Source organism: Roseibium sp. SCP14 (genome assembly GCF_040329475.1).
In the GTDB taxonomy this organism is placed as follows: domain Bacteria; phylum Pseudomonadota; class Alphaproteobacteria; order Rhizobiales; family Stappiaceae; genus Roseibium.
On the sequence record NZ_JBDZYH010000013.1, the window covers coordinates 59,159 to 80,121 of the forward strand.

The 20,963-nt window shown below is 58.1% G+C and carries 23 protein-coding genes; 12 read left to right on the forward strand and 11 right to left on the reverse strand.

Annotation, left to right across the window (positions count from 1 at the left end; all coding sequences use genetic code 11):
- Window positions 1–83 precede the first annotated feature (83 nt).
- Window positions 84–1,469, forward strand: a complete 1,386-nt coding sequence (ftsY, locus tag ABLQ08_RS30510; RefSeq protein WP_352950407.1) for a signal recognition particle-docking protein FtsY — start codon at window positions 84–86, stop codon at window positions 1,467–1,469.
- A gap of 330 nt (window positions 1,470–1,799) precedes the next feature.
- On the opposite strand, the gene ABLQ08_RS30515 is transcribed toward ftsY, so the two are convergent.
- The 3 genes from ABLQ08_RS30515 to gloB all read right to left on the reverse strand — a co-directional run bounded on the left by ABLQ08_RS30515 (window position 1,800) and on the right by gloB (window position 3,422).
- Window positions 1,800–2,243, reverse strand: a complete 444-nt coding sequence (locus tag ABLQ08_RS30515) for a cupin domain-containing protein (protein ID WP_352950409.1) — start codon at window positions 2,241–2,243, stop codon at window positions 1,800–1,802.
- Window positions 2,244–2,300: 57 nt separating this feature from the next.
- Window positions 2,301–2,516, reverse strand: a complete 216-nt coding sequence (locus ABLQ08_RS30520; protein ID WP_352950410.1) for a hypothetical protein — start codon at window positions 2,514–2,516, stop codon at window positions 2,301–2,303.
- Window positions 2,517–2,639: 123 nt separating this feature from the next.
- Window positions 2,640–3,422 carry a hydroxyacylglutathione hydrolase gene (gene gloB / locus ABLQ08_RS30525; protein ID WP_352950412.1) on the reverse strand — a complete coding sequence of 261 codons (783 nt, stop codon included), beginning with the start codon at window positions 3,420–3,422 and terminating at the stop codon, window positions 2,640–2,642.
- Window positions 3,423–3,560: 138 nt separating this feature from the next.
- Between gloB and ABLQ08_RS30530 the strand changes: the two genes are divergently transcribed.
- Window positions 3,561–4,349, forward strand: a complete 789-nt coding sequence (locus ABLQ08_RS30530; protein WP_352950414.1) for a class I SAM-dependent methyltransferase — start codon at window positions 3,561–3,563, stop codon at window positions 4,347–4,349.
- A gap of 117 nt (window positions 4,350–4,466) precedes the next feature.
- Here ABLQ08_RS30530 and metW read toward each other — a convergent pair whose 3' ends face one another.
- Entirely contained in the window at window positions 4,467–5,099 is a 633-nt protein-coding gene (gene metW / locus ABLQ08_RS30535) for a methionine biosynthesis protein MetW (RefSeq protein WP_352950416.1), read from the reverse strand.
- Window positions 5,100–5,102: 3 nt separating this feature from the next.
- Window positions 5,103–6,320: a homoserine O-acetyltransferase MetX gene (gene metX / locus ABLQ08_RS30540; RefSeq protein ID WP_352950418.1), complete on the reverse strand. Its 1,218-nt coding sequence runs from the start codon at window positions 6,318–6,320 to the stop codon at window positions 5,103–5,105.
- Window positions 6,321–6,549: 229 nt separating this feature from the next.
- On the opposite strand from metX, the gene ABLQ08_RS30545 reads away from it, so the two are divergent.
- From ABLQ08_RS30545 to ABLQ08_RS30555, 3 genes are read left to right on the forward strand one after another with little or no spacing between them, the layout of a single operon-like run.
- Window positions 6,550–7,440 (forward strand): chorismate mutase, encoded by an 891-nt coding sequence (locus tag ABLQ08_RS30545; RefSeq protein WP_352950420.1) that lies wholly within the window; start codon window positions 6,550–6,552, stop codon window positions 7,438–7,440.
- The gene (locus ABLQ08_RS30550; protein ID WP_352950422.1) at window positions 7,437–8,573 is read left to right on the forward strand and encodes a pyridoxal phosphate-dependent aminotransferase; all 1,137 of its coding nucleotides are present in this window, start codon (window positions 7,437–7,439) and stop codon (window positions 8,571–8,573) included. Before ABLQ08_RS30545 ends, ABLQ08_RS30550 begins: the two co-directional genes overlap by 4 nt.
- A gap of 16 nt (window positions 8,574–8,589) precedes the next feature.
- Window positions 8,590–9,534 carry a prephenate/arogenate dehydrogenase family protein gene (locus tag ABLQ08_RS30555; RefSeq protein WP_352950424.1) on the forward strand — a complete coding sequence of 315 codons (945 nt, stop codon included), beginning with the start codon at window positions 8,590–8,592 and terminating at the stop codon, window positions 9,532–9,534.
- Here ABLQ08_RS30555 and ABLQ08_RS30560 read toward each other — a convergent pair.
- Window positions 9,518–10,423 (reverse strand): polyprenyl synthetase family protein, encoded by a 906-nt coding sequence (locus tag ABLQ08_RS30560; protein WP_352950426.1) that lies wholly within the window; start codon window positions 10,421–10,423, stop codon window positions 9,518–9,520. The genes ABLQ08_RS30555 and ABLQ08_RS30560 overlap by 17 nt on opposite strands.
- A 258-nt stretch (window positions 10,424–10,681) precedes the next feature.
- On the opposite strand from ABLQ08_RS30560, the gene mtgA reads away from it, so the two are divergent.
- From mtgA to ABLQ08_RS30575, 3 genes are all read left to right on the forward strand, one after another.
- Complete coding sequence (gene mtgA / locus ABLQ08_RS30565; RefSeq protein WP_352950428.1) at window positions 10,682–11,395, forward strand: monofunctional biosynthetic peptidoglycan transglycosylase; 714 nt, start codon at window positions 10,682–10,684, stop codon at window positions 11,393–11,395.
- A gap of 181 nt (window positions 11,396–11,576) precedes the next feature.
- Window positions 11,577–11,762 carry a 50S ribosomal protein L32 gene (gene rpmF / locus ABLQ08_RS30570; RefSeq protein ID WP_296591987.1) on the forward strand — a complete coding sequence of 62 codons (186 nt, stop codon included), beginning with the start codon at window positions 11,577–11,579 and terminating at the stop codon, window positions 11,760–11,762.
- Window positions 11,763–11,959: 197 nt separating this feature from the next.
- A complete protein-coding gene (locus ABLQ08_RS30575) occupies window positions 11,960–12,382 on the forward strand; it encodes a hypothetical protein (RefSeq protein WP_352950430.1) in 423 nt (140 codons plus the stop codon).
- Between the two features lie 348 nt (window positions 12,383–12,730).
- Here the strand turns inward: ABLQ08_RS30575 and ABLQ08_RS30580 are convergent, their stop codons facing one another.
- Window positions 12,731–13,372: a septation protein A gene (locus ABLQ08_RS30580; RefSeq protein ID WP_352950432.1), complete on the reverse strand. Its 642-nt coding sequence runs from the start codon at window positions 13,370–13,372 to the stop codon at window positions 12,731–12,733.
- Window positions 13,373–13,494: 122 nt separating this feature from the next.
- Entirely contained in the window at window positions 13,495–14,313 is an 819-nt protein-coding gene (locus ABLQ08_RS30585) for a methyltransferase domain-containing protein (RefSeq protein WP_352950434.1), read from the reverse strand.
- Window positions 14,314–14,482: 169 nt separating this feature from the next.
- Between ABLQ08_RS30585 and ABLQ08_RS30590 the strand changes: the two genes are divergently transcribed.
- Window positions 14,483–15,223 (forward strand): DUF3299 domain-containing protein, encoded by a 741-nt coding sequence (locus ABLQ08_RS30590; protein WP_352950435.1) that lies wholly within the window; start codon window positions 14,483–14,485, stop codon window positions 15,221–15,223.
- 50 nt (window positions 15,224–15,273) lie between these two features.
- On the opposite strand, the gene phbB is transcribed toward ABLQ08_RS30590, so the two are convergent.
- Both phbB and ABLQ08_RS30600 read right to left on the reverse strand, forming a co-directional pair.
- The gene (gene phbB, locus ABLQ08_RS30595; RefSeq protein ID WP_352950437.1) at window positions 15,274–16,002 is read right to left on the reverse strand and encodes an acetoacetyl-CoA reductase; all 729 of its coding nucleotides are present in this window, start codon (window positions 16,000–16,002) and stop codon (window positions 15,274–15,276) included.
- 119 nt (window positions 16,003–16,121) lie between these two features.
- The gene (locus tag ABLQ08_RS30600; protein WP_352950439.1) at window positions 16,122–17,303 is read right to left on the reverse strand and encodes an acetyl-CoA C-acetyltransferase; all 1,182 of its coding nucleotides are present in this window, start codon (window positions 17,301–17,303) and stop codon (window positions 16,122–16,124) included.
- A 296-nt stretch (window positions 17,304–17,599) separates the two neighbouring features.
- Between ABLQ08_RS30600 and phaR the strand changes: the two genes are divergently transcribed.
- Window positions 17,600–18,193: a polyhydroxyalkanoate synthesis repressor PhaR gene (gene phaR / locus ABLQ08_RS30605; protein WP_352950441.1), complete on the forward strand. Its 594-nt coding sequence runs from the start codon at window positions 17,600–17,602 to the stop codon at window positions 18,191–18,193.
- 8 nt (window positions 18,194–18,201) lie between these two features.
- Window positions 18,202–18,717: a GNAT family N-acetyltransferase gene (locus ABLQ08_RS30610; RefSeq protein ID WP_352950442.1), complete on the forward strand. Its 516-nt coding sequence runs from the start codon at window positions 18,202–18,204 to the stop codon at window positions 18,715–18,717.
- 7 nt (window positions 18,718–18,724) lie between these two features.
- On the opposite strand, the gene ABLQ08_RS30615 is transcribed toward ABLQ08_RS30610, so the two are convergent.
- Entirely contained in the window at window positions 18,725–19,156 is a 432-nt protein-coding gene (locus ABLQ08_RS30615; protein WP_352950444.1) for a GlcG/HbpS family heme-binding protein, read from the reverse strand.
- Between the two features lie 138 nt (window positions 19,157–19,294).
- Between ABLQ08_RS30615 and ggt the strand changes: the two genes are divergently transcribed.
- On the forward strand, window positions 19,295–20,890 hold the full coding sequence (gene ggt, locus ABLQ08_RS30620; RefSeq protein WP_352950446.1) for a gamma-glutamyltransferase: 1,596 nt from the start codon (window positions 19,295–19,297) through the stop codon (window positions 20,888–20,890).
- Window positions 20,891–20,963 lie beyond the last annotated feature (73 nt).

Genomic DNA, 20,963 nt, shown 5'->3' on the forward strand with positions numbered 1-20,963 from the left:
TTGTCAAAGCCATTCCGGCAAAAGCGCGTCATGATGTTGCGCACCGGATGAGGCAAACAGACTGGATTTCTTAAGGCGGTTTCATGAGCGAGAAAAAGCGTGGGTTTCTTGGGCGGCTCTTTGGCGGCAAGGAGAAGCCGGTAGAAAAGACCGAGGCCGAAACCGATACGGTTGTTGAAAGCCCTGCTGCAGAGGAGCCGCAGGTTGTCGAACCTGAGGTCTCGACCGACGAAGCAGTTGTCTCCACCGAAATGGATGTGGAACCGGTCGTGTCCATGAGCGAGCCGGTTCAGACGCTCGATGCCGTCGTCAGCCCGAACCTGGTGACGGATTTTTCGCCTCCAAATGCTCCGTTGCAATCGGAAGACATTCTGACAACTGACCAGGCTCCTGAGCCGGAATCCGATCCGGAACCGAAACTTGAGGCAGAAAGCCAGGCGGAACAAACCTCCGAAGCGGAGCCTCTTGCTGAAGCAAAGCCGGTCGTTGAGCCTGAGCCTGAGCCGGAAACAGAAACAGAACCTGTTCCAGCTCCGGTTGCCGAAGAGCCGAAACTTTCCTGGTTCCAGCGACTGAAAAAAGGACTTTCCCGGTCTTCCGCCTCGCTGACCGAAGGTATCAGCTCCATCTTCACCAAGCGCAAGCTGGACGCCTCCATGCTGGAGGAACTGGAAGATATTCTGATCCAGGCCGACCTTGGCGTCGATACGGCCATGGCGATCACCGACCGGCTGTCCGATGGCCGTTACAACAAGGAGATTTCGCCGGAAGAGGTCCGGGAGATCCTGTCCGAGGAAGTCGAAAAAGTTCTTGAACCGGTCGCGCAGCCGCTCGATCTGGACATGGGCAAGAAGCCGCATGTGGTGCTGATGGTCGGCGTGAACGGCACCGGCAAGACCACGACCATCGGCAAGCTGTCGCAGAAACTGCGCTCCGAGGGCAAGAAGGTGATGCTGGCAGCGGGCGACACGTTCCGCGCGGCAGCGGTCGAGCAGCTCAAGATCTGGGGTGAGCGCACAGGGGCCGAGGTCGTTGCCCGCGATACCGGCGCGGATGCTGCCGGCCTTGCCTTTGATGCGATGAAAGAGGCGCAGGCAAAGGATGTCGACGTTCTTTTGATCGACACGGCCGGTCGTCTCCAGAACAAGGCCGAGCTGATGGATGAACTGGAAAAGGTCATCCGCGTCATCAAGAAACACGATCCTGAAGCCCCACACACGGTTCTTCTGACACTGGACGCGACAACCGGGCAGAACGCGCTCAACCAGGTCGAAATCTTCGGCAAGGTGGCGGGTGTTACCGGTCTGGTCATGACCAAGCTCGACGGCACTGCCCGTGGCGGTATTCTTGTCGCCATTTCCGCCAAACACGGACTGCCGGTGCACTTCATCGGCGTCGGCGAAGGCGTTGCCGATCTGGAGCCGTTCTCAGCCAAGGATTTCGCCAGCGCGATTGCCGGTCTGGCCTGACGGTTCCACTTCCTGCTTTTGTCATCCCTGCGAAAGAAGGGATCCGGTAACCCATGAGGCTTGTTGTCTTGCCGAGAGGTCACGGCGTACCGGATCCCGGCTCGCGCTACGCTTGGCCGGGATGACAAAGAGAGTGTGGATGTTTCTCGGAGAATTGCCGCCGTACTTGGCCTTGGCGACACTCTTGCGGTTGTCATCCCCGCGAACGCGGGGATCCAGTACTCCGTGCGGTCTGTTTGTTGACCGGGAGGCCTTGCTGTCTCGGTCCTGGCTCGCGCTCTGAGTGGTCAGGAAGACAATAAAAGTGAGCGAATTAACCGTGCACGGGGGTTAGCTGCCCGGTTCCCATCCCTCAGGTGCCATCTCGAAACCTTCGAACTGGAAGCCCGGGGCCACGGTGCAGCCGACCAGGGTCCAGGCGCCGAGGGATTGCGCTTGCTGCCAGCCGTCGCGGGGGACAATGCCCTGCGGGCGTTCGCCGGCGAGAAGATTGCTGCCGAGAGTGAGAATTTCCTTGGACTTGCCGTCTGCGCTGATTGAAAGCTCCAGCGGGCTGCCGGCATACCAGTGCCAGGTTTCGACCGCATCGACCTTGTGCCAGCGCGACAGGATACCTTCCGGTAGCAGGAAATAGATCAGCGTGGAGGCCGCACGGCCATTTGCGTCGCTCACCTCGTCGCGAAAGGTTTCGACATAGAAGCCGCCTTCGGGATGAGGCTGCATTTTCAGAAGGTCAACGACTTGTTCGGCTGACAGCTCGGTCGAATTCGGCATTTCAGTTCCGGATGTTTCAGGTTCAGGTGCTGGCGGAAGATCCGGACCTTCGAGCGTTCAGGACGACTTCGTGTCAGAACAGAAGGCAAGATCGTCGATGGTTTCCCTCAAGGCTGCAACGACTTCCTGGTAAAGAACCTGCATGTCCAGCTTATGGCCGCCGCCATGCTGCATCGGGATCGGTTCTGCCTGGGTCAGGATGCGGTGTACCACATCCTGCGCACGCTGCTCCGCGCTTCGGCTGGTCAGCGCCTCGGTACTGGCGGGTGTCATGTTTTCTGCCCCTTCATGATCACAACAGGTTGCATATGGGGGCAATTGCCGGGGATTTAAGCCTTTTGGAGGAGAAAAGCCGTCCGCGACCTTGGGGACTGAACGGACGGCAAAGTTTTCACCTCATGCGTTGTCTTTGCGTGTCCTGATCTCGGTAAAAACATCCGCAGCAGACTTGCCTTCCATTCCGAGCGCGGTCGCGACCGACGCCTCCGCAGCGCGCAGGAACGGATTAGTCGCCTTCTCCACACCCATCGAAGTTGGCAGGGTCGGCTTGCCTTGCGATCGCAGGTTCGAGACCTCCTGTGCCCGGGACTGCAGATCGGCGTTGTCCGGTTCGATCGTCAGCGAAAACCTGGCATTGGCTTCGGTGTATTCGTGGCCACAATAAACGGCTGTGTCGTCGGGCAGTTCACGCAGCAGCTTTGACAGCGAAGACCACATCATCTCCTTGTCGCCTTCAAACACCCGGCCGCATCCAAGTGAAAACAGCGTGTCCCCCGTGTGGGCCATCTTGATGGACGGGATGTACCAGGAAATCTGATCGAGCGTGTGTCCCGGCGTCGAGATGGCTTTCACTTCGTAAGGGCCGCAGAGAATGTGATCTCCGTCTTCGACAGTCCGGTCGAGCTGGGCGATCTTCTGCGCCGATCTGGCAGGACCATAAACGGTCGCGCCGGTTTTCTGCTTCAGCTCTCCAAGGCCCTGAACGTGATCCCAGTGGTGATGAGTGATCAGGATATGGGTCAGTTTCCAGCCGGTTTCTTCCAACGCCTGTTCGTAAGCGCCGGCATGTGGAACGTCGAAGGCGATTGTGGTTCCGCTGTCCCTGTCATGGACCAGAACGCCGAAATTGTCGTCGAGGCAGATGAATTGATGGATCTCGGTGCTGTCACTCAAGGCCATGGCTCGGCACTCCGCAATGATTGACTTGTGGAATCGCACAGTGGCAAAAGGACGGTCCCGGAGCAAGGCAAGAGTGCTTGCGCTTTCTCACAGTTCCTTGTTCAATCGCTGCCAACAGCATCCGCCGAGCGAGTTTTGATGTATCTTGACGTCGTCCATCTGCGCGCATTTTACGATCTGCCACTCGGACGGCTCTTGCGAAGCCTGATAGGTGCGCCGATCCGCTCCATGTGGCCGGATCTGAAGGGGCAAAGGCTCCTGGGGATCGGGTATGCCGGACCATTCATGCGGCCTTATCTCGACAATATCGACCGGGCGATCGCGGCAATGCCTGCCCCGCAGGGTGCTGTCCCCTGGCCGCGAGAACGTGAAAGTGCGTGTGCGCTGGTGGAAGACGCCGCCTTGCCGTTTCCCGATCTTTCCTTTGACCGCATCATGCTGGTGCATGCGCTTGATCATTGTTCCGATCCCGATGCGGTTCTGAAGGAAGCCTGGCGCGTGCTGGCGCCAGGGGGGCGGTTGATCGCGGTGGTTCCGAACCGGCGCGGGCTCTGGGCCCAGTCGGAACTCTCGCCTTTCGGCTATGGCCGCCCTTACTCGGGCAGACAGCTGAAGGAGTTGCTGAAGAGCTGCCAGTTCAATGTCCTGGAGGACAAGGAAGCTCTTTTCATGCCGCCTTCCAAGGCGCGCACGATTTTGCGTGCAGCTCGCACCTGGGAGGGCATCGGCCGCAGGATCTGGCCGGCTTTCGGAGGCATCCTGATCGTCGAGGCGGAAAAGGTTGTCTATCAAAGCCTGCCGGCCGACGGAAAACGCAGTCGTCTGCGCGCCTTGCGACCGGTGTTCATTCCCGAAGGCGTGGCCACCGGATTGAAACCGGTCAGGGCAGCAAGTGTCGAGCGAATGGGATCTCTATTGGACGATTAGTGGGGGAACAATAGCTCGCGTAGCCGGTTCCACTCCTACTCAAATCCGGGTCCTGAACGATGTCAGGTGGATGGCGGCAATTTTGCCGGTTTTGGAATTTGAAGACGGTTCGCGCGTTTATCGCTTCAGCAGAAAAACCGCCTGTTCGGCAACGATGTTCCAGACCCACCACGGGGCATTGACCGGGATCTTGTTGCCGCGTGCGCTGAGTGCAATGGCTTTTTCCACGTCGGCATCCAGTTCGCGGCACAGTTCGACAAAATCGCGAAGCGAACAGAAGTGAATGTTCGGCGTGTCGTACCACTCGTAAGGCAGGTACTTGGTGACGGGCATGCGTCCCCGGAACAGCAGCTGCATCCGATTGCGCCAATGGGCAAAATTCGGAATGGAAACAATAACCTGCTTGCCGATGCGCAGGAGTTCGCTCATCACCTGTTTCGGTTGGCGGGTAGCCTGCAGGGTCTGGCTCAGAATGACAATGTCGAAGGCCTGATCGGGATAATCCGCAAGGTCCTTGTCCGCGTCCCCCTGAATGACCGACAGACCGCGCGCAACACACCGGTTCACACCGGCCTGGCTGAGTTCGATGCCGCGTCCATCCGCCTGTCTTTCGCGAACGAGCAGGTCAAGCAGGGCACCGTCTGCCGAACCGATATCCAGAACGCGAATGCCGTGTGGAACCAGAGAGGCAACGACCTTGTGGTCACCGCGGACCTCACCAGGTTTCGTTTGTGTGGGCGCAAGGTTCATGACTTAGTGTTCCTCCCCAGGCGCCGGCAGGTTCCTTGCACGTGCTGCCCCTGTGATGAAGCCCTGGATGGTTTCGAACATTTCAGGCACGTCCAGCAGGAAGGAGTCGTGGCCGCGATCGCTTTCGATCTCGACAAAGGAGACATTGGCGGCCGCCGCATTCAACGCCCTGACCACGCTGCGGCTCTCGGATGTCGGGAACAGCCAGTCCGAGGTGAAAGACATTACGCAGAACCGCGTTTTAGTATCCTTGAAGGCATTCGGCAGTGATCCGCCGAATTCCTGCGCCAGGTCGAAATAGTCCATGGCGCGGGTCACATAGAGATAGGAGTTGGCGTCGAACCGGTCGACAAAGGTCATGCCCTGGTGGCGCAGGTAGCTTTCAATCTGGAAATCGGCGTCGAACCCGAAGGTCAGGTTGTCCCGGTCCTGTAGATTGCGGCCGAATTTCTGGTGCAGTGACTCGTCGGACATATAGGTGACATGGGCAGCCATTCTGGCCACAGCCAGGCCTTTGGTCGGTCGCACGCCTTCCTGAATGTAGTTGCCGCTCCGCCAGTTCGGATCTGCCATGATCGCCTGACGACCGACCTCGTGAAAGGCAATGTTCTGGGAAGTATGCCGCGCAGCTGCCGCAATCGGCACCGCCGCGAACACGCGTTCGGGATAGCTCGCTGCCCATTGGAGGACCTGCATGCCGCCCATGGAGCCGCCGACAACGGCAAACAGGGTTTCGATGCCCAGATGATCAACCAGCCGTGCCTGCGCGCGAACCATGTCGCGAATGGTGATCACCGGAAGATCAAGGCCATAGGGCGTTCCCGTTGACGGGTTGAGCGTTGCCGGACCTGTGGTTCCAAGGCACCCGCCCAGAACATTGGCGCAAATCACGAAGTAATGGTTGGTGTCGATCGGCTTGCCGGGACCGACCATCAAGCCCCACCAGCCGGGTTTTCCGGTTACTGGATTGGTTGAAGCGACATACTGGTCTCCGGTCAGTGCGTGGCAGATGACAATGGCGTTGGTCTTGTCGGCATTCAACACGCCATAGGTTTCATAGGCGATTTGCCATGGCGCCAATTCGATGCCGGAATCCAGCTTCAGAGGGTTTTCTGCGGAAAAATGCGCAACCTTGCTGGATGGCGTCACAGCCTCGGAGGCTTTCAGATCTTCAAGGGATGTTTTGCCGGGAGCAGCCGGATTTTCTGTTTCGGCGGACATTTGCGAGACCGTGACCTTTTTCGTCCTGGGTCGGGAAAACCTGTCCCCAGGCGAAGACCTGTGGCAGGGAATACCTGTCAGGCCAGCCTGACATTTTTGAAATGGAACGACAATCAGACTGGCGACCTAGCCGCGTGAAGCTTGCCGAGTCAATGATTTCTTTTGCGTTTGCGCGATCACATGCCTATGACTATGCGCCGCTGAACCCTAAAGAAGACTGGATCCTGTCATGGCTCAAATTCCGGACAACGGGACCTCGCCGGAGGCGTTGCGAGCGCGTATCGATGAGATCGATATACGGATCCACGAAGCGCTGATGCAGCGGGCTGAGGCTGAGGCCGGTCTCGCGGCGAGCCGAGGTTCGGACGAAAAACAAGGAGCTGTGTTTCAGCCGGAACGTGACGCGGAGACTTTGCGCCAGATCGTGGAGCGGCACGAGGGCACTTTGCCGCTGGAAACCGTCGAGCATATCTGGCGAAGCATTATATGCGCCTGCACCAATTTGCAGGCCGATACGGCGGTGTTTCTGGACGGTGGCGCCGAGCTCACGGATATGCTCGACCTGGCACGGTTTTATTTCGGATTTTCCATTGAACTGGTGCCCGGGAGCGATGCAGCCGATGTTGTCGGGGCGGTGAGCGATTCAGCCGGCGATATCGGACTGGTTGCCCTGAACGACCGTGCGGAACTGCCCTGGTGGCGGGGGCTGAGCGAGACTGGTGCGCAGGTTCGGGCAAGGCTTCCCTTTGTTGTCCAGGACGAGCGGCCGGCTGATCTTCCCGCTCTTGTTCTCGCCAAGGCCGATAGTCTTGTCGACAATGCGGATATCGCGGTTTATGACGCACGCTGGTCTGATGTTTTGCCCGGCAGATTGATGGATCAGGGGATCGAAGTGCTTAGTTTTTTCCGGTCCGCGGCCGGAGTTGACGCGCTGTTGGCGATTTCCGGAGACCTGTCGGAAGAAGACGTTTTGAAAGCCTGCGCAGCCGCAGGAGCTGAGCCGGATGTGTTGAGACGCGTTGGCGGATACGCCGCGCCGATCGATGGGGATGGCGATGCGGACGATGGATTTGGACCCGAGGATACCTTCGATGGCGAAGGTCGGGAGTCTCAGGAATGAACGAGATGACTACAGTGAAACAAGCTGACGCAACCCAGGCAATCCGCCCTCAGCCGAAAGCCGGTGTTCTGGACATCGCGCCCTATGTGCCCGGCAAATCCAAAGGTTCCCACGGCAGGACCGTGCACAAGCTCTCGTCCAACGAAACGCCTCTTGGAACCAGTGAAGACGTCAAGCACGTCATCGAGGAAGTTGCGCGGGCGCTCGAACTTTATCCGGACGGTGCGGCAACGGAACTGCGCAAGGCCATCGGCGAGGTCTACGGGCTAAATCCTGACCGGATCATCTGCGGAGCCGGCTCGGACGAGATCCTCAGCCTGCTTGCCTATTGTTATCTCGGGCCCGGCGACGAAGCGATCTATTCCGAGCACGGATTTCTGGTTTACGACATCGCCATCCGGGCGGCGGGTGCTGTTCCGGTGGTTGCGCCGGAAAAAGACCTGACGACCGACGTCGATGCGATCCTGGCTCGGGTCACTGAAAAGACCAAAATGGTCTTTGTGGCCAATCCCAACAATCCGACCGGTACCTATCTACCTTTCGAGGAAGTCAAACGCCTGCATGAAGGTCTGCCTAACCACGTTCTCCTGGTTCTGGATGCGGCCTATGGCGAATATGTCCGCCGGAACGACTACGAAAGCGGGCTGGCGCTTGCTGCGACTTCCGAGAACGTCTTCATGACACGGACCTTTTCCAAGATCTACGGTCTGGCAAACCTGCGGCTTGGCTGGGGTTTCGGGCCTGCGCATGTCATTGATGCGTTGAACCGCATTCGCGGTCCGTTCAACACATCTGGCGTTGCCATTGCTGCCGGTATCGCTGCCGTGAAAGACCGCCAGTTTGTTGCCGATTCAGTGGATCACAACGACAAATGGCTTCCTTGGGTAACGGGCGAATTGGAAGGTCTCGGTCTGGTCGTCACGCCGAGTGTCGGCAATTTCGTGCTTGTGCACTTCCCGGACGAAGACGGCAAGCGGGCTCAGGATGCGGACGCCTATTTGCTGGAGCGGGGTTGTGTTTTGCGCATGGTCGGCAATTACGGTCTGCCGAATGCCATTCGAATGACAATCGGTTCGGAAGATGCAAACCGCACGGTGATTGCGCATCTGAAAGAATTTTTGGAACAAGCTTGAGACAGATTTAGAACACATGACTGGTGCTCCCCTCTTTGAGCGAATGGCCCTGATCGGCATTGGCCTGATCGGCTCTTCTATTGCCCAGGCAGCGCGTCAGCGCGGCCTGGTGAAGGAAATTGCGATTTCCACCCGTTCGCCTGCGACATTGGCAAGGGCAGAGGAACTGGGCCTGGGGGACTATTATGCGCATGATGCGGCCCACGCTGTCGAAGGGGCCGATCTTGTCATTCTGTGTGTGCCGGTAGGCGCCAACGAGGCGGTTGCCAAGTGGATTGCACCTAACCTGAAAAAGGGTGCCATCCTGACGGATGTCGGTTCAACCAAGGGCTCGGTCGTGGAGCATGTCGGCCCGCATGTGCCGGAAGGTGTGCATTTCATTCCCGGGCACCCGATCGCAGGTACCGAGCAATCCGGTCCGGATGCCGGTTTCCCGACACTGTTCGATCAACGCTGGTGCATTCTGACGCCGCCCAAGGATGTGGATCAGGCCGCACTGGAAAAGCTCAGTGCATTCTGGCAGGGCTGCGGATCGCATGTCGATCTGATGGAGGCGAAGCACCATGATCTGGTTCTGGCAATCGTCTCGCATTTGCCGCATCTGATCGCCTACAACATTGTCGGCACGGCTGATGACCTTGAGACGGTAACGAAATCTCAGGTGATCAAATACTCAGCTTCCGGTTTCCGTGACTTCACGCGTCTGGCAGCCTCCGACCCGACCATGTGGCGGGATGTGTGCCTGTCCAACAAGGAAGCCATACTGGAAATGCTGGCACGGTTTTCCGAAGACCTGTCCGCAATGCAGCGTGCCATCCGGTGGGGAGACGGGCAGATGCTGTTCGACCTGTTCACCCGCACGCGCAGTATTCGCCGCTCGATCATCGAGGCTGGCCAGGAGACCGATGCGCCGGACTTCGGGCGCCATTCTGCAGGGGGATCGGTCAGCTCGTCCGATTGACGATATATGCGGCCAGTGCCTTTAGTGTGATGGTTGCGTCACCATAGGGCTGCATCAGCTCCTCGGCTTCCTGCAGCAGCCGATCAAGTTCCCGGCGGGTCTTGTCGACACCCCACAGGCCGACGAGTGTCGCCTTGCCGGCCTCGGCATCCTTGCCCGTCGCCTTGCCCATGGCTTCCGGGCTGGCTTCGACGTCAAGAAGGTCATCGGCAAGCTGGAAGGCCAGACCGGTGACTTCGCCAAACCGGGTGAGCCGTTCCACATCCGCGTCGGCCGCGTTCGCCAGGATAGCGCCCGCCCGGCAGGCATATCGGAGCAGGGCGCCGGTCTTCATGGATTGCAGGAGGCGAATTTCCGCTTCGGTGCGTTCGCGATGCTCGGATTCCAGATCGAGCATCTGACCGCCTGCCATGCCGCCGATGCCTGCCGCGCGGGACAATTCCCGGGAAAGGCGTAGGCGCACGGCCGGGTCTTCGTGGATCACGTCTTCAGCGATGATGTCGAAGGCAAGTGTCAAAAGGGCGTCACCGGCCAGAATGGCCGTTGCCTCGTCATAAGCCCTGTGAACCGTCGGCTGGCCGCGGCGCAGGTCATCATCGTCCATTGCGGGCAGGTCGTCGTGGACCAGTGAATAACAATGGATGAGTTCCAGTGCACATGCCGCCTGCACAACACCTTCGTCGGACCGCCCGATTAGCCGGGCACACTCGACAAGCAGGATGGGACGCAGTCGCTTGCCGCCGTTCAGGGCACCGTGCCGCATTGCGTCAAGCAGCCGGGTCGGGCGTGTGATCTCCTGCGGGCTGGCAACGTCGGACAGGATCGTCTTCAGCGCTGCTTCCACATTTGTCGCTTGCGCCGCCAGATAGGATTTGAGATCGAAAGTCATTCAGTTACCACCACTAAATTGCCCGGGGCTTCCCTGTCCTGAATTTCTGTTTGCGTCAAGCCATTAGCGCATAAGATCGGCATCCGCAGGCAATTTGTTCAGAAAGCTGGACGTATGATTTCAAGCCCGTTATTGCCTAGTCACTGCCATTGGGCAAACGGGTGTGCAATCAAGGGCTGCGGTTTGCGATCATTGACCTTCCAACTCAAGCTGAAGACGCCGCCGGTTATCCGGTCGGGTCACGGTGACGGAGGCTGAATGGCAACCAGGGCAAAAACCACAAATGTGTTCGGCGGACTGTTCCGTTTCCTCCGCAAGTGGCTGATCCGAATTGTTCTGCTTGTGATCATCCTGCCACCGGTGCTCACGGTCATCTATTCCGTCGTTCCACCGGTCAGTACGCTGATGATCGGTCGGTATGTGCAGTTTCTCTGGGTCGATCGTCAGTGGGTGTCACTGCAGGACATCTCTCCCAACCTGATCAAATCGGTGATTACCTCGGAAGACAGCGGGTTTTGCGAAAATGACGGTGTGGAGTGGGATGCGCTTCAGGATCAGGTCGAGGCCCTGACCGATGGCGAACGCCCGCGTGGGGCGAGCACGATCACGATGCAGACGGCCAAAAACCTGTTCCTGTGGGGTGACCGGTCCTATGTGCGCAAGGCCCTGGAAATTCCACTGGCCCTGATGCTTGACGCGATCCTTTCCAAAAAGCGTGTTCTTGAGATCTATCTCAATATCGCAGAGTGGGGGGAGGGCATCTTTGGTGCAGAAGCCGCTGCACAGGCATGGTTCGGCAAGCCTGCGAAGGATCTGACGCGGGTGGAAGCTGCCCGCTTGGCAACGGCATTGCCCAATCCACTGGGCCGTAACTCGGCAAATCCGACATCCGGACACCGCCGCCTTGCCGCGACCAATATTGCCAGAGTGAATGCCGCCGGCCCGATTTTCGGCTGTGTTCTGGGGAAATAGCCAACGTTCGGTAGAATGGGCGATTAGTCTATTCTATTTTAACGTAGAAAATTTCTTCTTTTGGGGTGGCAAAACGCTGGCGTTGCCTGTATAACGCCGCGCATTCGAACACCTGCGTGCAGCCACGCCCCGGGCTAACCCGGTCCGGGCCGCGCGGTTATGGACCACGGAGAAAAACAAAATGGCCGTTCCAAAGAGAAAAACCTCGCGCATGAAGCGCGGTTTTCGCCGTTCCGCGGACGCCCTGAAGCAGCCGACTTACGTCGAGGACAAGGATTCGGGTGAACTGCGTCGCCCGCATCACGTTGACCTGAAGACCGGCATGTACCGGGGCCGTCAGATCCTGTCCGCTAAGGACGACGCTTAAGTTCATTCCGCTTTCGAGTTTTTTGCTTGAAAGCGAATTGAAATCTTAAGGTGGATCGCCGCATGGCAAACCAAGATTGAGGCTGGCCTTGTTCCGACAGGTCGGCCTTTTTCTTTTGTCTTGAAATCGACCCTTTGATCGTGTCAGCTCCGCGCGTTCCGCCCTTCAGTCAGGGCCTTGCAGTCCGGAGCCCCTACATGCGCCTTTTCTCCGCAATCCCTTTCACACTTTTCTCGTTTCTGATCTATAACGCGTTCGCGTTCACGGCCGGAGCGTCCGATCCTGCCTTCTGGTCCCAGCCGGTTATCACCATTGCAATGGTCTCCGGGGCGACGTTCGAACTGCTTGCAAGCGATCTGCTGATCACGGTCGGCCTGTTCTTTCTTTTCATCGAAATTCTGAAAGCCACCCGGATCGGAACGACCGCGCTTCTGGATCACATGTTTTCGGTGCTCGTCTTCGTCGCCTATCTGGTCGAGTTCCTGGTGCTGCAGCAGGCCGCAACATCCTTGTTCTTCATCCTGATGGCGATTTCACTGATCGACGTGATCGCGGGGTTCTCGATTTCGATCACAGGCGCACGCCGGGATGTGTCGTTTGGACATGGAGATATGCATTAGGGTGAGCGGGCTGCGTACCGGCTTCGTTTCCCTATGCTCTGTCATTGCAGGACTAGATCCGCTGCTGTCCGGTTTACTTCCGACGGGTATAAAAGACCAACGACCGCTCCGTTGTCATTCCTGCACCCGCCTTCGCGGGCATAAACTCCGGCAGGAATTCAGTAAACACAAAGGTGCGGTTCAAATTGACACCGGGGATACCGGATCCCGGCCTTACGCTACGCTTCAGCCGGGACGACAAATACGGTGATTTTGTGTTTTGACAAATGATCGAACGCTGTTTGCTTGCCGGGCGCAGCGCCAGTTCGAGCAAACAGCTTGGAAGCGGCGCTTTGAATGCGCTTCGTCTCAGGCGTCCTTTGCGTCGTCCGTGAGCGCGTATCGTTGGATCAGAGGCAGCTGGGTCAGCGTGAACACCAGGGTGATCGGCATGACACCGAAGACCTTGAAATTGACCCAGAAGTCAGTGGAGAAGCTGCGCCAGACGACTTCGTTGATGATGGCGAGAACGAAGAAGAAGACACCCCAGCGGAATGTCAGTTTGCGCCAACCTTCATCGGTAAGTTTGAAAGCGCTGTCGAAAACGTAGCCGAGAAGGGATTTTCCAAACACGAGACCGCCGAGCAGGATAGACCCGAACAGGGTATTCACGATGGTCGGCTTGAGCTTGATGAAAAGCTCGTCATGCAGCCAAAGCGTCAGTGCACCGAACACCAGGACGACGACGCCCGATACCAGCGGCATGATCGGCAGGCGCCTTGTCAGCCACAGCGAGACTGCAAGGGAAATGGTGATGGCGACCATGAAGGCTGCCGTTGCCAGAAAGATTGGTTGTCCGATCGATTGCAGGACCGGAAAGGCTGCGGCGATCTGCTCGCCCCTTGAGTTGAAAAGAAAGAAGATACCGAGCGGTCCCAGCTCCAGCGCCAGCTTCAGAAGCGGCGACAGTTCCTTCCGGGTCGGGTCGTTCGGAGCGTGTTCGAATTCCATATTTTCTCTTCTCCACACAAGGAATACCCGGGAGATAGGGGCAAGGGGCGGGTCGGGTCAAGGCGCAAAGATTGACAAGGCCTGAAATTGATCCGAGTTGAGCCGGTGCACCTGACTGATAATCATCGCTTCCGTCCGGCAGCGACATGGACGGTCAAAAGCGCAAAAAACTGCCCCGAAGCATTGCGCTGTTCGAGGTCGTTCAAGAAGGCCGTACCTTCATCTTCTGATATATCGCCTGTAGTCACGCAGCGACTGACAGTTTCGGAGATATCGAAAATCGTTTCCGCGTCAGGAAAGTTCTGCAACACGAGTGGATGCGTAGATTGATGTGTCAGGGTCAGGTGATTGCCAAGCAATTCGCCGAGAGTGCGGCCGATCAGGGGATTGCGGAAGGTCCGGGCGAAGGTTCTGGTGATCTTGCCGGAGACTTCAGGCAGATCCGAATTGATAACGTAGGTGCTCCAGTCAGGTTCCGCGGCGCACACAATGCCGCCTGAACGAACAATTCGCGTCATTTCCGTAATCGCTGTGTCCGGATCGTGAATGTGCTGCAGAGACCGGTCGATCCGTGCGGCGTCGAAGAGACCTGCATCACAGTCAATGTTCTGAACATCGCACTGTCGGAAGGTGACTGATGTTGCCTTTTCGCCAAGCGCGTCGGCTGCATGACCCCGGGCGTGGGACAGGAACGTTTCACTGAGATCAAAGCCGGTTACCGTCCCTTTTGGCACCAGCTGCTTCAGCCGCGGCAGATCGAAACCCAGTCCGCAGGCAACGTCAGCGACCCTGCTTTCCGGGTCGAGGGTCAGAGCGTCATAAGAAGTTCGCTTGTAAGCCTGAAAATCCGGCAGGTCTTCCATGAGGCTCAAGCACTCTTTCAACTTGGCCAGATCCACCGCGGCATCCACATTGCGATATCCGTCTGCAAGAAACGTCATTCGTTCAATCCTTTGATCTTTCAGATATGTGTTTGCCTTTCCGAATTCCAATCCGGGGCGCGGATCTTGAGCGCGCGCGTGCCTGAAGCAACGTGAAGTGCCAAAGAACCGCCAATCTGATATCCCTTGTGTCATTGCTTCAAGCCGAAGTTGGAGAGTGTTCTGATAGATGCGTATGCTTCTGGCCTCAATTCTGCTGATTTGCATGATCCTGCCGGTAAGGGCAGTCACGCCCGTTGATTGGGAAGACCTGAAGGACCCGGCGGCAACAACTTTTGACGATCCATTCGCAGCCTTGAGCATGATCGAACTGCGGTCGTTGGCGACTGTCCTTCGTCTGCGCAAACGGCTTGGCGAGAGCGGCGTGGCGGACGAGGCAAGGTCCCGGATCGTGCTGAGGCTGGCAGACGAGGAAGCCAGGCTTGCTGCGAGCGGTGTCGACACGGACGCTTTGCTGGCTCAACGTGAGGCGATCGCCAGAAAGCGGGCACAGGCCGCATTGGCCGGCAACCCGGCACTGAGCGGCAAGGAAATTGCCATCACGGGATACGTCATTCCTGTTCTCGAGGAAGATGGTATCGCGCGCACCGGCTATCTGGTTCCGGAATATGGCATGTGCAGTCATGTACCTGCACCGGATCCCAATCAGATGATCCGCTATCGCCTGAAAAACGAGTGGCAGGCCGACCGGATTTACCAGAAGGTGCGCCTGACCGGGCGCCTTGGGCTCAGGGTGTCACGACAGACGATTAACCTGCTGGATGGTCAGGTTGAGATGATTTCCGCCTTTGAGCTTGAAACGCAAGAGGTGCAATCTCTCGAAGAGAACGGCCCTGACGTTGAAGCCCGGAGTTTCCGGTCTTTTGTGCCACCGAGATCCGGGGCGGCAAGGTCGGTCACCGCAAACTAAAAAGGCGCCCATTTGGGCGCCTTCTCGTTTCCACGCTTTACCGAATGATATCAGCCGTTGGCGATGTACTGACCGCCGTTGATGGTCATGACTGCACCGGTCATGAAAGCCGCGGCGTCGGACGCCAGGTAGACAACTGTCTGGGCGATTTCTTCCGGATGGCCGAGGCGGCCGACCGGAATACCGGAAATGATAGATTCCAGGACCTTTTCCGGCATGGCAGCGACCATGTCGGTGTTGATGTAGCCCGGGCAGACGCAGTTTACAGTGATGCCCTTGAAGGCATTTTCCTGGGCAAGGGCCTTGGTGAAGCCGATCACGCCTGCCTTGGCGGCCGAATAGTTGGTCTGACCCATCTGACCTTTCTGGCCGTTGATGGAGGAAATGTTGATGATGCGGCCGGAGCCGCGTCCACGCATGCCGTTGATCACCGGATGGGTCATGGTGAACATGGAATCGAGGTTGGTGGACAGAACGGCCCGCCACTGATCGAAATCCATCTTGTGGAACATGCCGTCACGGGTGATGCCCGCGTTGTTGACCAGAACTTCCACCGGTCCCAGCTCGCTCTCGACCTGTGCGATACCTGCTGCACAAGCGTCAGGGTCGGAAACGTCCCACTTGTAGACGTGAATGCCGGTTTCGGCTTTGAAGGCCTCGGCTTTCTCGGTGTTGCCGGCATAAGTGGCCGCCACCGTGTAGCCGGCATCTTTCAGACCGCGCGAGATTGCTTCGCCGATACCACGCGTACCTCCAGTGACCAATGCGACCTTGCTCATTCCCCTTCCTCCTGACTTCCAGCTTCGGGCCCTTTGGGCTCCACTAGGTTATTGATTTCGTTGTTTTGAAGTTGTGGCTGGTCCTCATCAGCCACAACCCCGTGCACATTTGGTTTCGATCAGCGCTCAAGACACATGGCAACACCCATGCCGCCGCCGATGCAGAGCGTCGCGAGGCCCTTCTTGGCGTCGCGACGAACCATTTCGTGGAGCAGGGTGGTGAGAATGCGGGCGCCGGACGCACCGATCGGGTGACCGATGGCGATGGCACCGCCGTTGACGTTGACGATGTCCGGGTTCCAGCCCATGTCCTTGTTGACGGCGCAAGCCTGTGCGGCGAATGCCTCGTTGGCTTCCACCAGGTCGAGGTCGGCCGCCGACCAACCGGCTTTTTCCAGAGCCTTGCGGGATGCCGGGATCGGGCCGGAGCCCATGATTGCCGGGTCGACACCAACCGTTGCCCAGGATGCGATGCGGGCGAGCGGCGTCAGGCCGCGCTTTTCGGCTTCGGCAGCGCTCATGACCAGAATCGCCGCCGCACCGTCGTTGATGCCGGAGGCGTTGGCGGCCGTCACGGATCCTTCCTTGGTGAAGGCCGGGCGCAGCTTGGCGACGCTGTCCAGAGTCGCACCGTGGCGGATGTATTCATCGTCCTCGACAACGCGTTCGGACTTGCGCTCCTTCACCGTGACCGGAGTGATTTCGGCCTTGAACTTTCCGGCTTTCTGCGCAGCTTCGGCCTTGTTCTGAGAGGCGACGGCGAACTCATCCTGCTGCTCACGGTTGATCTGCCATTTTTCAGCGACGTTTTCGGCGGTCTGACCCATGTGATAGCCATTGAACGCATCCCACAGTCCGTCCTTGATCATGGTATCGACCATCTTGAAGTCGCCCATCTTGTGGCCGGAGCGCATGTGAGCGCAGTGCGGCGACAACGACATGTTTTCCTGTCCGCCTGCCATCATGATGGTGGCGTCACCGGTCTGAATCTGCTGCGCTGCAATGGCGACGGTGCGCAGGCCGGAGCCGCAGACCTGGTTGAGGGTCCAGGCCGTTGCCGTGTCGGCGATACCCGCCTTGATTGCAGCCTGACGCGCCGGGTTCTGACCTTCTCCGGCGGTCAGAACCTGACCGAACACGACTTCGTCGATTTCGTCGCCTTTGACACCGGCCTGTTCCATGGCCGATTTCATGACAAGAGCGCCAAGTTCATGGGCGGGAATATTGGCAAATGAGCCGTTGAAAGTGCCAACCGGCGTGCGGGTCGCACTGACAATGACGATATCGTTGGAAGCGCTCATACTACTCTCCAGGACTTGGGCCGAGCGGCCTTAGTAGGTAGGTGACCCGAAGGCACCTTAAGATCCTTGTTTCACCTTGGACTAGAAACTGCGGTTGGATTTGTGTCAACCGTTTCACCCTCTATCTGGGGACTGTTTTCGCATTTGCGGTATTATCCTTTCGTCACTGCACATAAAAAGGGTGGCAAGATCCTCTACGATTGGCTTAGTCTCTTAGTTGGAGGAAATGACAGGGTTGCGAAGGCCTTGTCGTCAAATGGGAAACAAGCCGTAAGGCTGAGAGGCGGAAGTGACGAATGGCCAAGACAAACGAGCCAACAATCATCAAGAAATACGCCAACAGGCGGCTCTACAACACGGGCACCAGTACCTATGTCACGCTGGAGGACCTGGCCGTGATGGTGAAGGGGGAAGAGGATTTTGTGGTCTATGACGCGAAGTCCGGTGAGGACATCACTCGGTCCGTGCTGACCCAGATCATTTTCGAACAGGAAGGCAAGGGCCAGAATCTCTTGCCGGTGACGTTCCTGCGGCAGCTGATCCGTTTTTACGGCGACAGCATGCAGGGACTCGTTCCGAGCTTCCTGGAATATTCGATGACGTCCCTGACGAAAGAACAGGAAAAGCTCCGCTCGCAAATGAGCGAGGCTTTCGGGGCAACCGCGTTTGACGCCATCGAGGATCAGGTCAAGCGGAACACGGAGATGTTCGAGCGGGCGATGAAGATGTTCATGCCCTTCCCAACCGGAGAGGCTGGATCCGCACCCGGTTCCACTGCCGGTGGCAATGCGGTCAAACCGGAAAAGACCGAAGTTGCCGATCTGGACGACATGAAGCGTCAGCTGGAAGAAATGCAGAAGACGATCAACAAGTTGTCGGACAAGTCCTGACACCCGACGTGCAGGGAGGCGCTGGCAGAGTAACCGCACTGGAAACTGTTCCAGGCGCTTTGGAGTGTCTGGAAGCCTGGTTTGTCCGTGAATGGCGTGACTGGTATGGGCCAAGAGGCATCGGAGATGCTTCTCGCGATCTCAATGCCTGTCTTCAGGCGCGCAACCACCTGCCCAGATGCCTTGTGTCGCTGGATGGTTCGGGAGACGTTATCGGAACGGTTTCCCTGCGCGACACGTCACCGGGGTCAGACCGCTATCCGGGCGTCTGGGTGACCGCCTTGCTGGTCCCGGTACCCTTGAGACGGTCCGGCCTCGGAACCGGTCTGATTGCAGCCGCGGAAGCAGAAGCACTGCGGCTCGGTTTTTCGGAAATTCACGCATCAACAGCAAGTGCCCAGTCCCTGTTCCGCCGCAGGGACTGGTGCCTTCACGACAGTTTGAAGACCCGGGGCGCGGTTCTGGACATATTCCGGAAGTCACTTAAGGCTGATGCCTCAAGTACAGGGCGCCCAGGGCTTTGAGCAGGTCTTAACCGCAATCGGCAACCAGTTCCGCCGCTTCAATGCCTGCTACGGCACAGGCCTCGTCATTGTCGGAGGTGTCACCGGTAATGCCGACGGCACCCAGCGTTTCGCCGTTTTCATCCTTGATAATGACGCCGCCGGGAACCGGGACAATCGCACCACCGGACACACCGTTGAGGGCATTGACGAAATGCGGGCGCGATTCAGCGTTGGCATTCAGCCATCTTGTGCCCGTGCCGACCGCCAGGGCACCAACGGCCTTTCCAGTGGCGATTTGAGGCCGCATGATTGAGGAACCATCCTGCCGCTTGAGCAGAACGGTGTGGCCTCCGGCGTCCAGAATTGCGACAGTCAGAGGCTTGAGGTTGAGCTCTGCTGCTTTTTCAATAGCGGCAGAAGTGATGGTCTCTGCCGTTGAAAGTGTGAGTTTGCGCATTTGGCCACTTCTCCTTAAGGTGCTGCCCGAATTCGGAATTTGCTATCAGAACACGGCGTGGGCGAATAGGCCGTGTTCGAAAGAAGCTTTTGCGGCAAATTGGAAAAAGTAAGACGTGTTTCGGGTGGGAGGAACTCAGTGAAGCGTGATTTTCAGGCACCAGGCCGGTCTCCGGTTTTTGCGCGGGACGCCGTAGCCGCAACCTCACATCCCCTGGCAACCAGTGCAGCCATTGAAGTGCTTCAGGCAGGTGGCAATGCGGCAGACGCTGCAATTGCCGCTGTTGCCGTGCAATGCGTCGTGGAACCGCATATGACCGGAATAGGCGGTGACTGCTTTGCAATCGTCATGGAGCCGGGTGGCCGGTTGACCGGTTTCAACGGTTCGGGTGCAGCTCCGCGCGCGGCGACACCTGAAAAACTCGCCGAACTCGGTGTAAGAGAGATTACCGACACTTCTCCCCACGCGGTAACCGTTCCCGGTGCTGTCCGCGCATGGGAAACGCTTCTCAAGGCTCATGGCACCATGAGCTTCAAGCAGCTGTTCAAGCGTGCAATCCAATATGCACGGGAAGGTTTCCCCGTTGCGCCGCGTGTTGCGCATGACTGGTCGAAAGATGTCGACAAACTTGCCGGCGACCCGGGTTCGGCTGCGGCCTACCTGATTGACGGCAAAGCACCGGAAACCGGTACAATCCTGAGATATCAGCATCTGGCCGAAACACTGGAAGCCATTGCCGAAGGCGGTTCTGACGCTTTTTACTCAGGAGCGATTGCAAGGGATATCGTGTCCGCGCTTCAGGCCCGTGGTGGCCTGATGACCGAGGATGACTTGGCGGCCTGTCACACGACTGCGGTTTCTCCTGTCATGCGGGACTACAAGGGGCACACAATCGCGGAATTGCCGCCGAATGGTCAGGGCATCATTGCTTTGGTCATCCTTGGGATTCTGGACCGTTTCGACTTGGAAAACCTCGACCCGCTCGGGCCTGAACGGTTCCATCTGGAAATGGAAGCCGCCCGGCTCGCCTATGCCGTACGGGACAAGTTTGTCACCGATCCCGGCCACATGGATGTCTGCCACTCCCACCTGATTGGTGATGATTATCTGGACAGGCTTGCGCAACAGATAGCGCCTCACAAACGTATTGCCTCGTTGCCTGATGCGGAACTGTCGCCGCAGACCGATACCGTTTACCTGAGCATCGTCGACAAGGATGGCCTGGCAGTCTCCTTCATCAATTCACTGTTCAGCGACTTCGGCAGCGGCATCGTCGCGCCGGAAAGTGGCGTCCTTCTGCATTGCCGGGGCAAATCGTTCAACGTTGCCCCAGGACATGCCAATTCGATCGGCGGCGGCAAGCGGCCGTTGCATACGATCATTCCGGCAATGGGATTGAAAAACGGTGCGCCATGGCTGTCCTTCGGCGTGATGGGCGGCCACTACCAGGCCTGCGGTCATGCACATCTGCTCACCAACATCATCGACTATGGCATGGACGTGCAGGCGGCCATCGACTTCCCGCGCATGTTCTTCGACATGGACAGTCACGCATTGCAGGCTGAGAGACTGGTGCCGCCTTCAACGATCGAAGGATTGCGGGCTCTTGGTCACGAGGTGGTTGCGGCCGATGGAGCAATCGGCGGCAGCCAGGCGATCATGATCGACAAGGCGCGCAGAATGCTGACCGCGGGTTCCGATCCCCGCAAGGACGGACACGCCGCCGGGTATTGATGTCGCCCTCTGAGGTTGCGTCAATTTAGGGCTTGTGCAAATCGCGCATGGCGTGTTGAGTGCGGGCGGACGC

Excerpts from the sequence above, each read along its gene's own strand:
- ftsY (WP_352950407.1), top strand. The coding sequence starts at position 84 with ATGAGCGAGAAAAAGCGTGGGTTTCTTGGGCGGCTCTTTGGCGGCAAG.
- ABLQ08_RS30515 (WP_352950409.1), bottom strand. The coding sequence starts at position 2,243 with ATGCCGAATTCGACCGAGCTGTCAGCCGAACAAGTCGTTGACCTTCTG.
- ABLQ08_RS30520 (WP_352950410.1), bottom strand. The coding sequence starts at position 2,516 with ATGACACCCGCCAGTACCGAGGCGCTGACCAGCCGAAGCGCGGAGCAG.
- gloB (WP_352950412.1), bottom strand. The coding sequence starts at position 3,422 with ATGGCCTTGAGTGACAGCACCGAGATCCATCAATTCATCTGCCTCGAC.
- ABLQ08_RS30530 (WP_352950414.1), top strand. The coding sequence starts at position 3,561 with ATGTATCTTGACGTCGTCCATCTGCGCGCATTTTACGATCTGCCACTC.
- metW (WP_352950416.1), bottom strand. The coding sequence starts at position 5,099 with ATGAACCTTGCGCCCACACAAACGAAACCTGGTGAGGTCCGCGGTGAC.
- metX (WP_352950418.1), bottom strand. The coding sequence starts at position 6,320 with ATGTCCGCCGAAACAGAAAATCCGGCTGCTCCCGGCAAAACATCCCTT.
- ABLQ08_RS30545 (WP_352950420.1), top strand. The coding sequence starts at position 6,550 with ATGGCTCAAATTCCGGACAACGGGACCTCGCCGGAGGCGTTGCGAGCG.
- ABLQ08_RS30550 (WP_352950422.1), top strand. The coding sequence starts at position 7,437 with ATGAACGAGATGACTACAGTGAAACAAGCTGACGCAACCCAGGCAATC.
- ABLQ08_RS30555 (WP_352950424.1), top strand. The coding sequence starts at position 8,590 with ATGACTGGTGCTCCCCTCTTTGAGCGAATGGCCCTGATCGGCATTGGC.
- ABLQ08_RS30560 (WP_352950426.1), bottom strand. The coding sequence starts at position 10,423 with ATGACTTTCGATCTCAAATCCTATCTGGCGGCGCAAGCGACAAATGTG.
- mtgA (WP_352950428.1), top strand. The coding sequence starts at position 10,682 with ATGGCAACCAGGGCAAAAACCACAAATGTGTTCGGCGGACTGTTCCGT.
- rpmF (WP_296591987.1), top strand. The coding sequence starts at position 11,577 with ATGGCCGTTCCAAAGAGAAAAACCTCGCGCATGAAGCGCGGTTTTCGC.
- ABLQ08_RS30575 (WP_352950430.1), top strand. The coding sequence starts at position 11,960 with ATGCGCCTTTTCTCCGCAATCCCTTTCACACTTTTCTCGTTTCTGATC.
- ABLQ08_RS30580 (WP_352950432.1), bottom strand. The coding sequence starts at position 13,372 with ATGGAATTCGAACACGCTCCGAACGACCCGACCCGGAAGGAACTGTCG.
- ABLQ08_RS30585 (WP_352950434.1), bottom strand. The coding sequence starts at position 14,313 with ATGACGTTTCTTGCAGACGGATATCGCAATGTGGATGCCGCGGTGGAT.
- ABLQ08_RS30590 (WP_352950435.1), top strand. The coding sequence starts at position 14,483 with ATGCGTATGCTTCTGGCCTCAATTCTGCTGATTTGCATGATCCTGCCG.
- phbB (WP_352950437.1), bottom strand. The coding sequence starts at position 16,002 with ATGAGCAAGGTCGCATTGGTCACTGGAGGTACGCGTGGTATCGGCGAA.
- ABLQ08_RS30600 (WP_352950439.1), bottom strand. The coding sequence starts at position 17,303 with ATGAGCGCTTCCAACGATATCGTCATTGTCAGTGCGACCCGCACGCCG.
- phaR (WP_352950441.1), top strand. The coding sequence starts at position 17,600 with ATGGCCAAGACAAACGAGCCAACAATCATCAAGAAATACGCCAACAGG.
- ABLQ08_RS30615 (WP_352950444.1), bottom strand. The coding sequence starts at position 19,156 with ATGCGCAAACTCACACTTTCAACGGCAGAGACCATCACTTCTGCCGCT.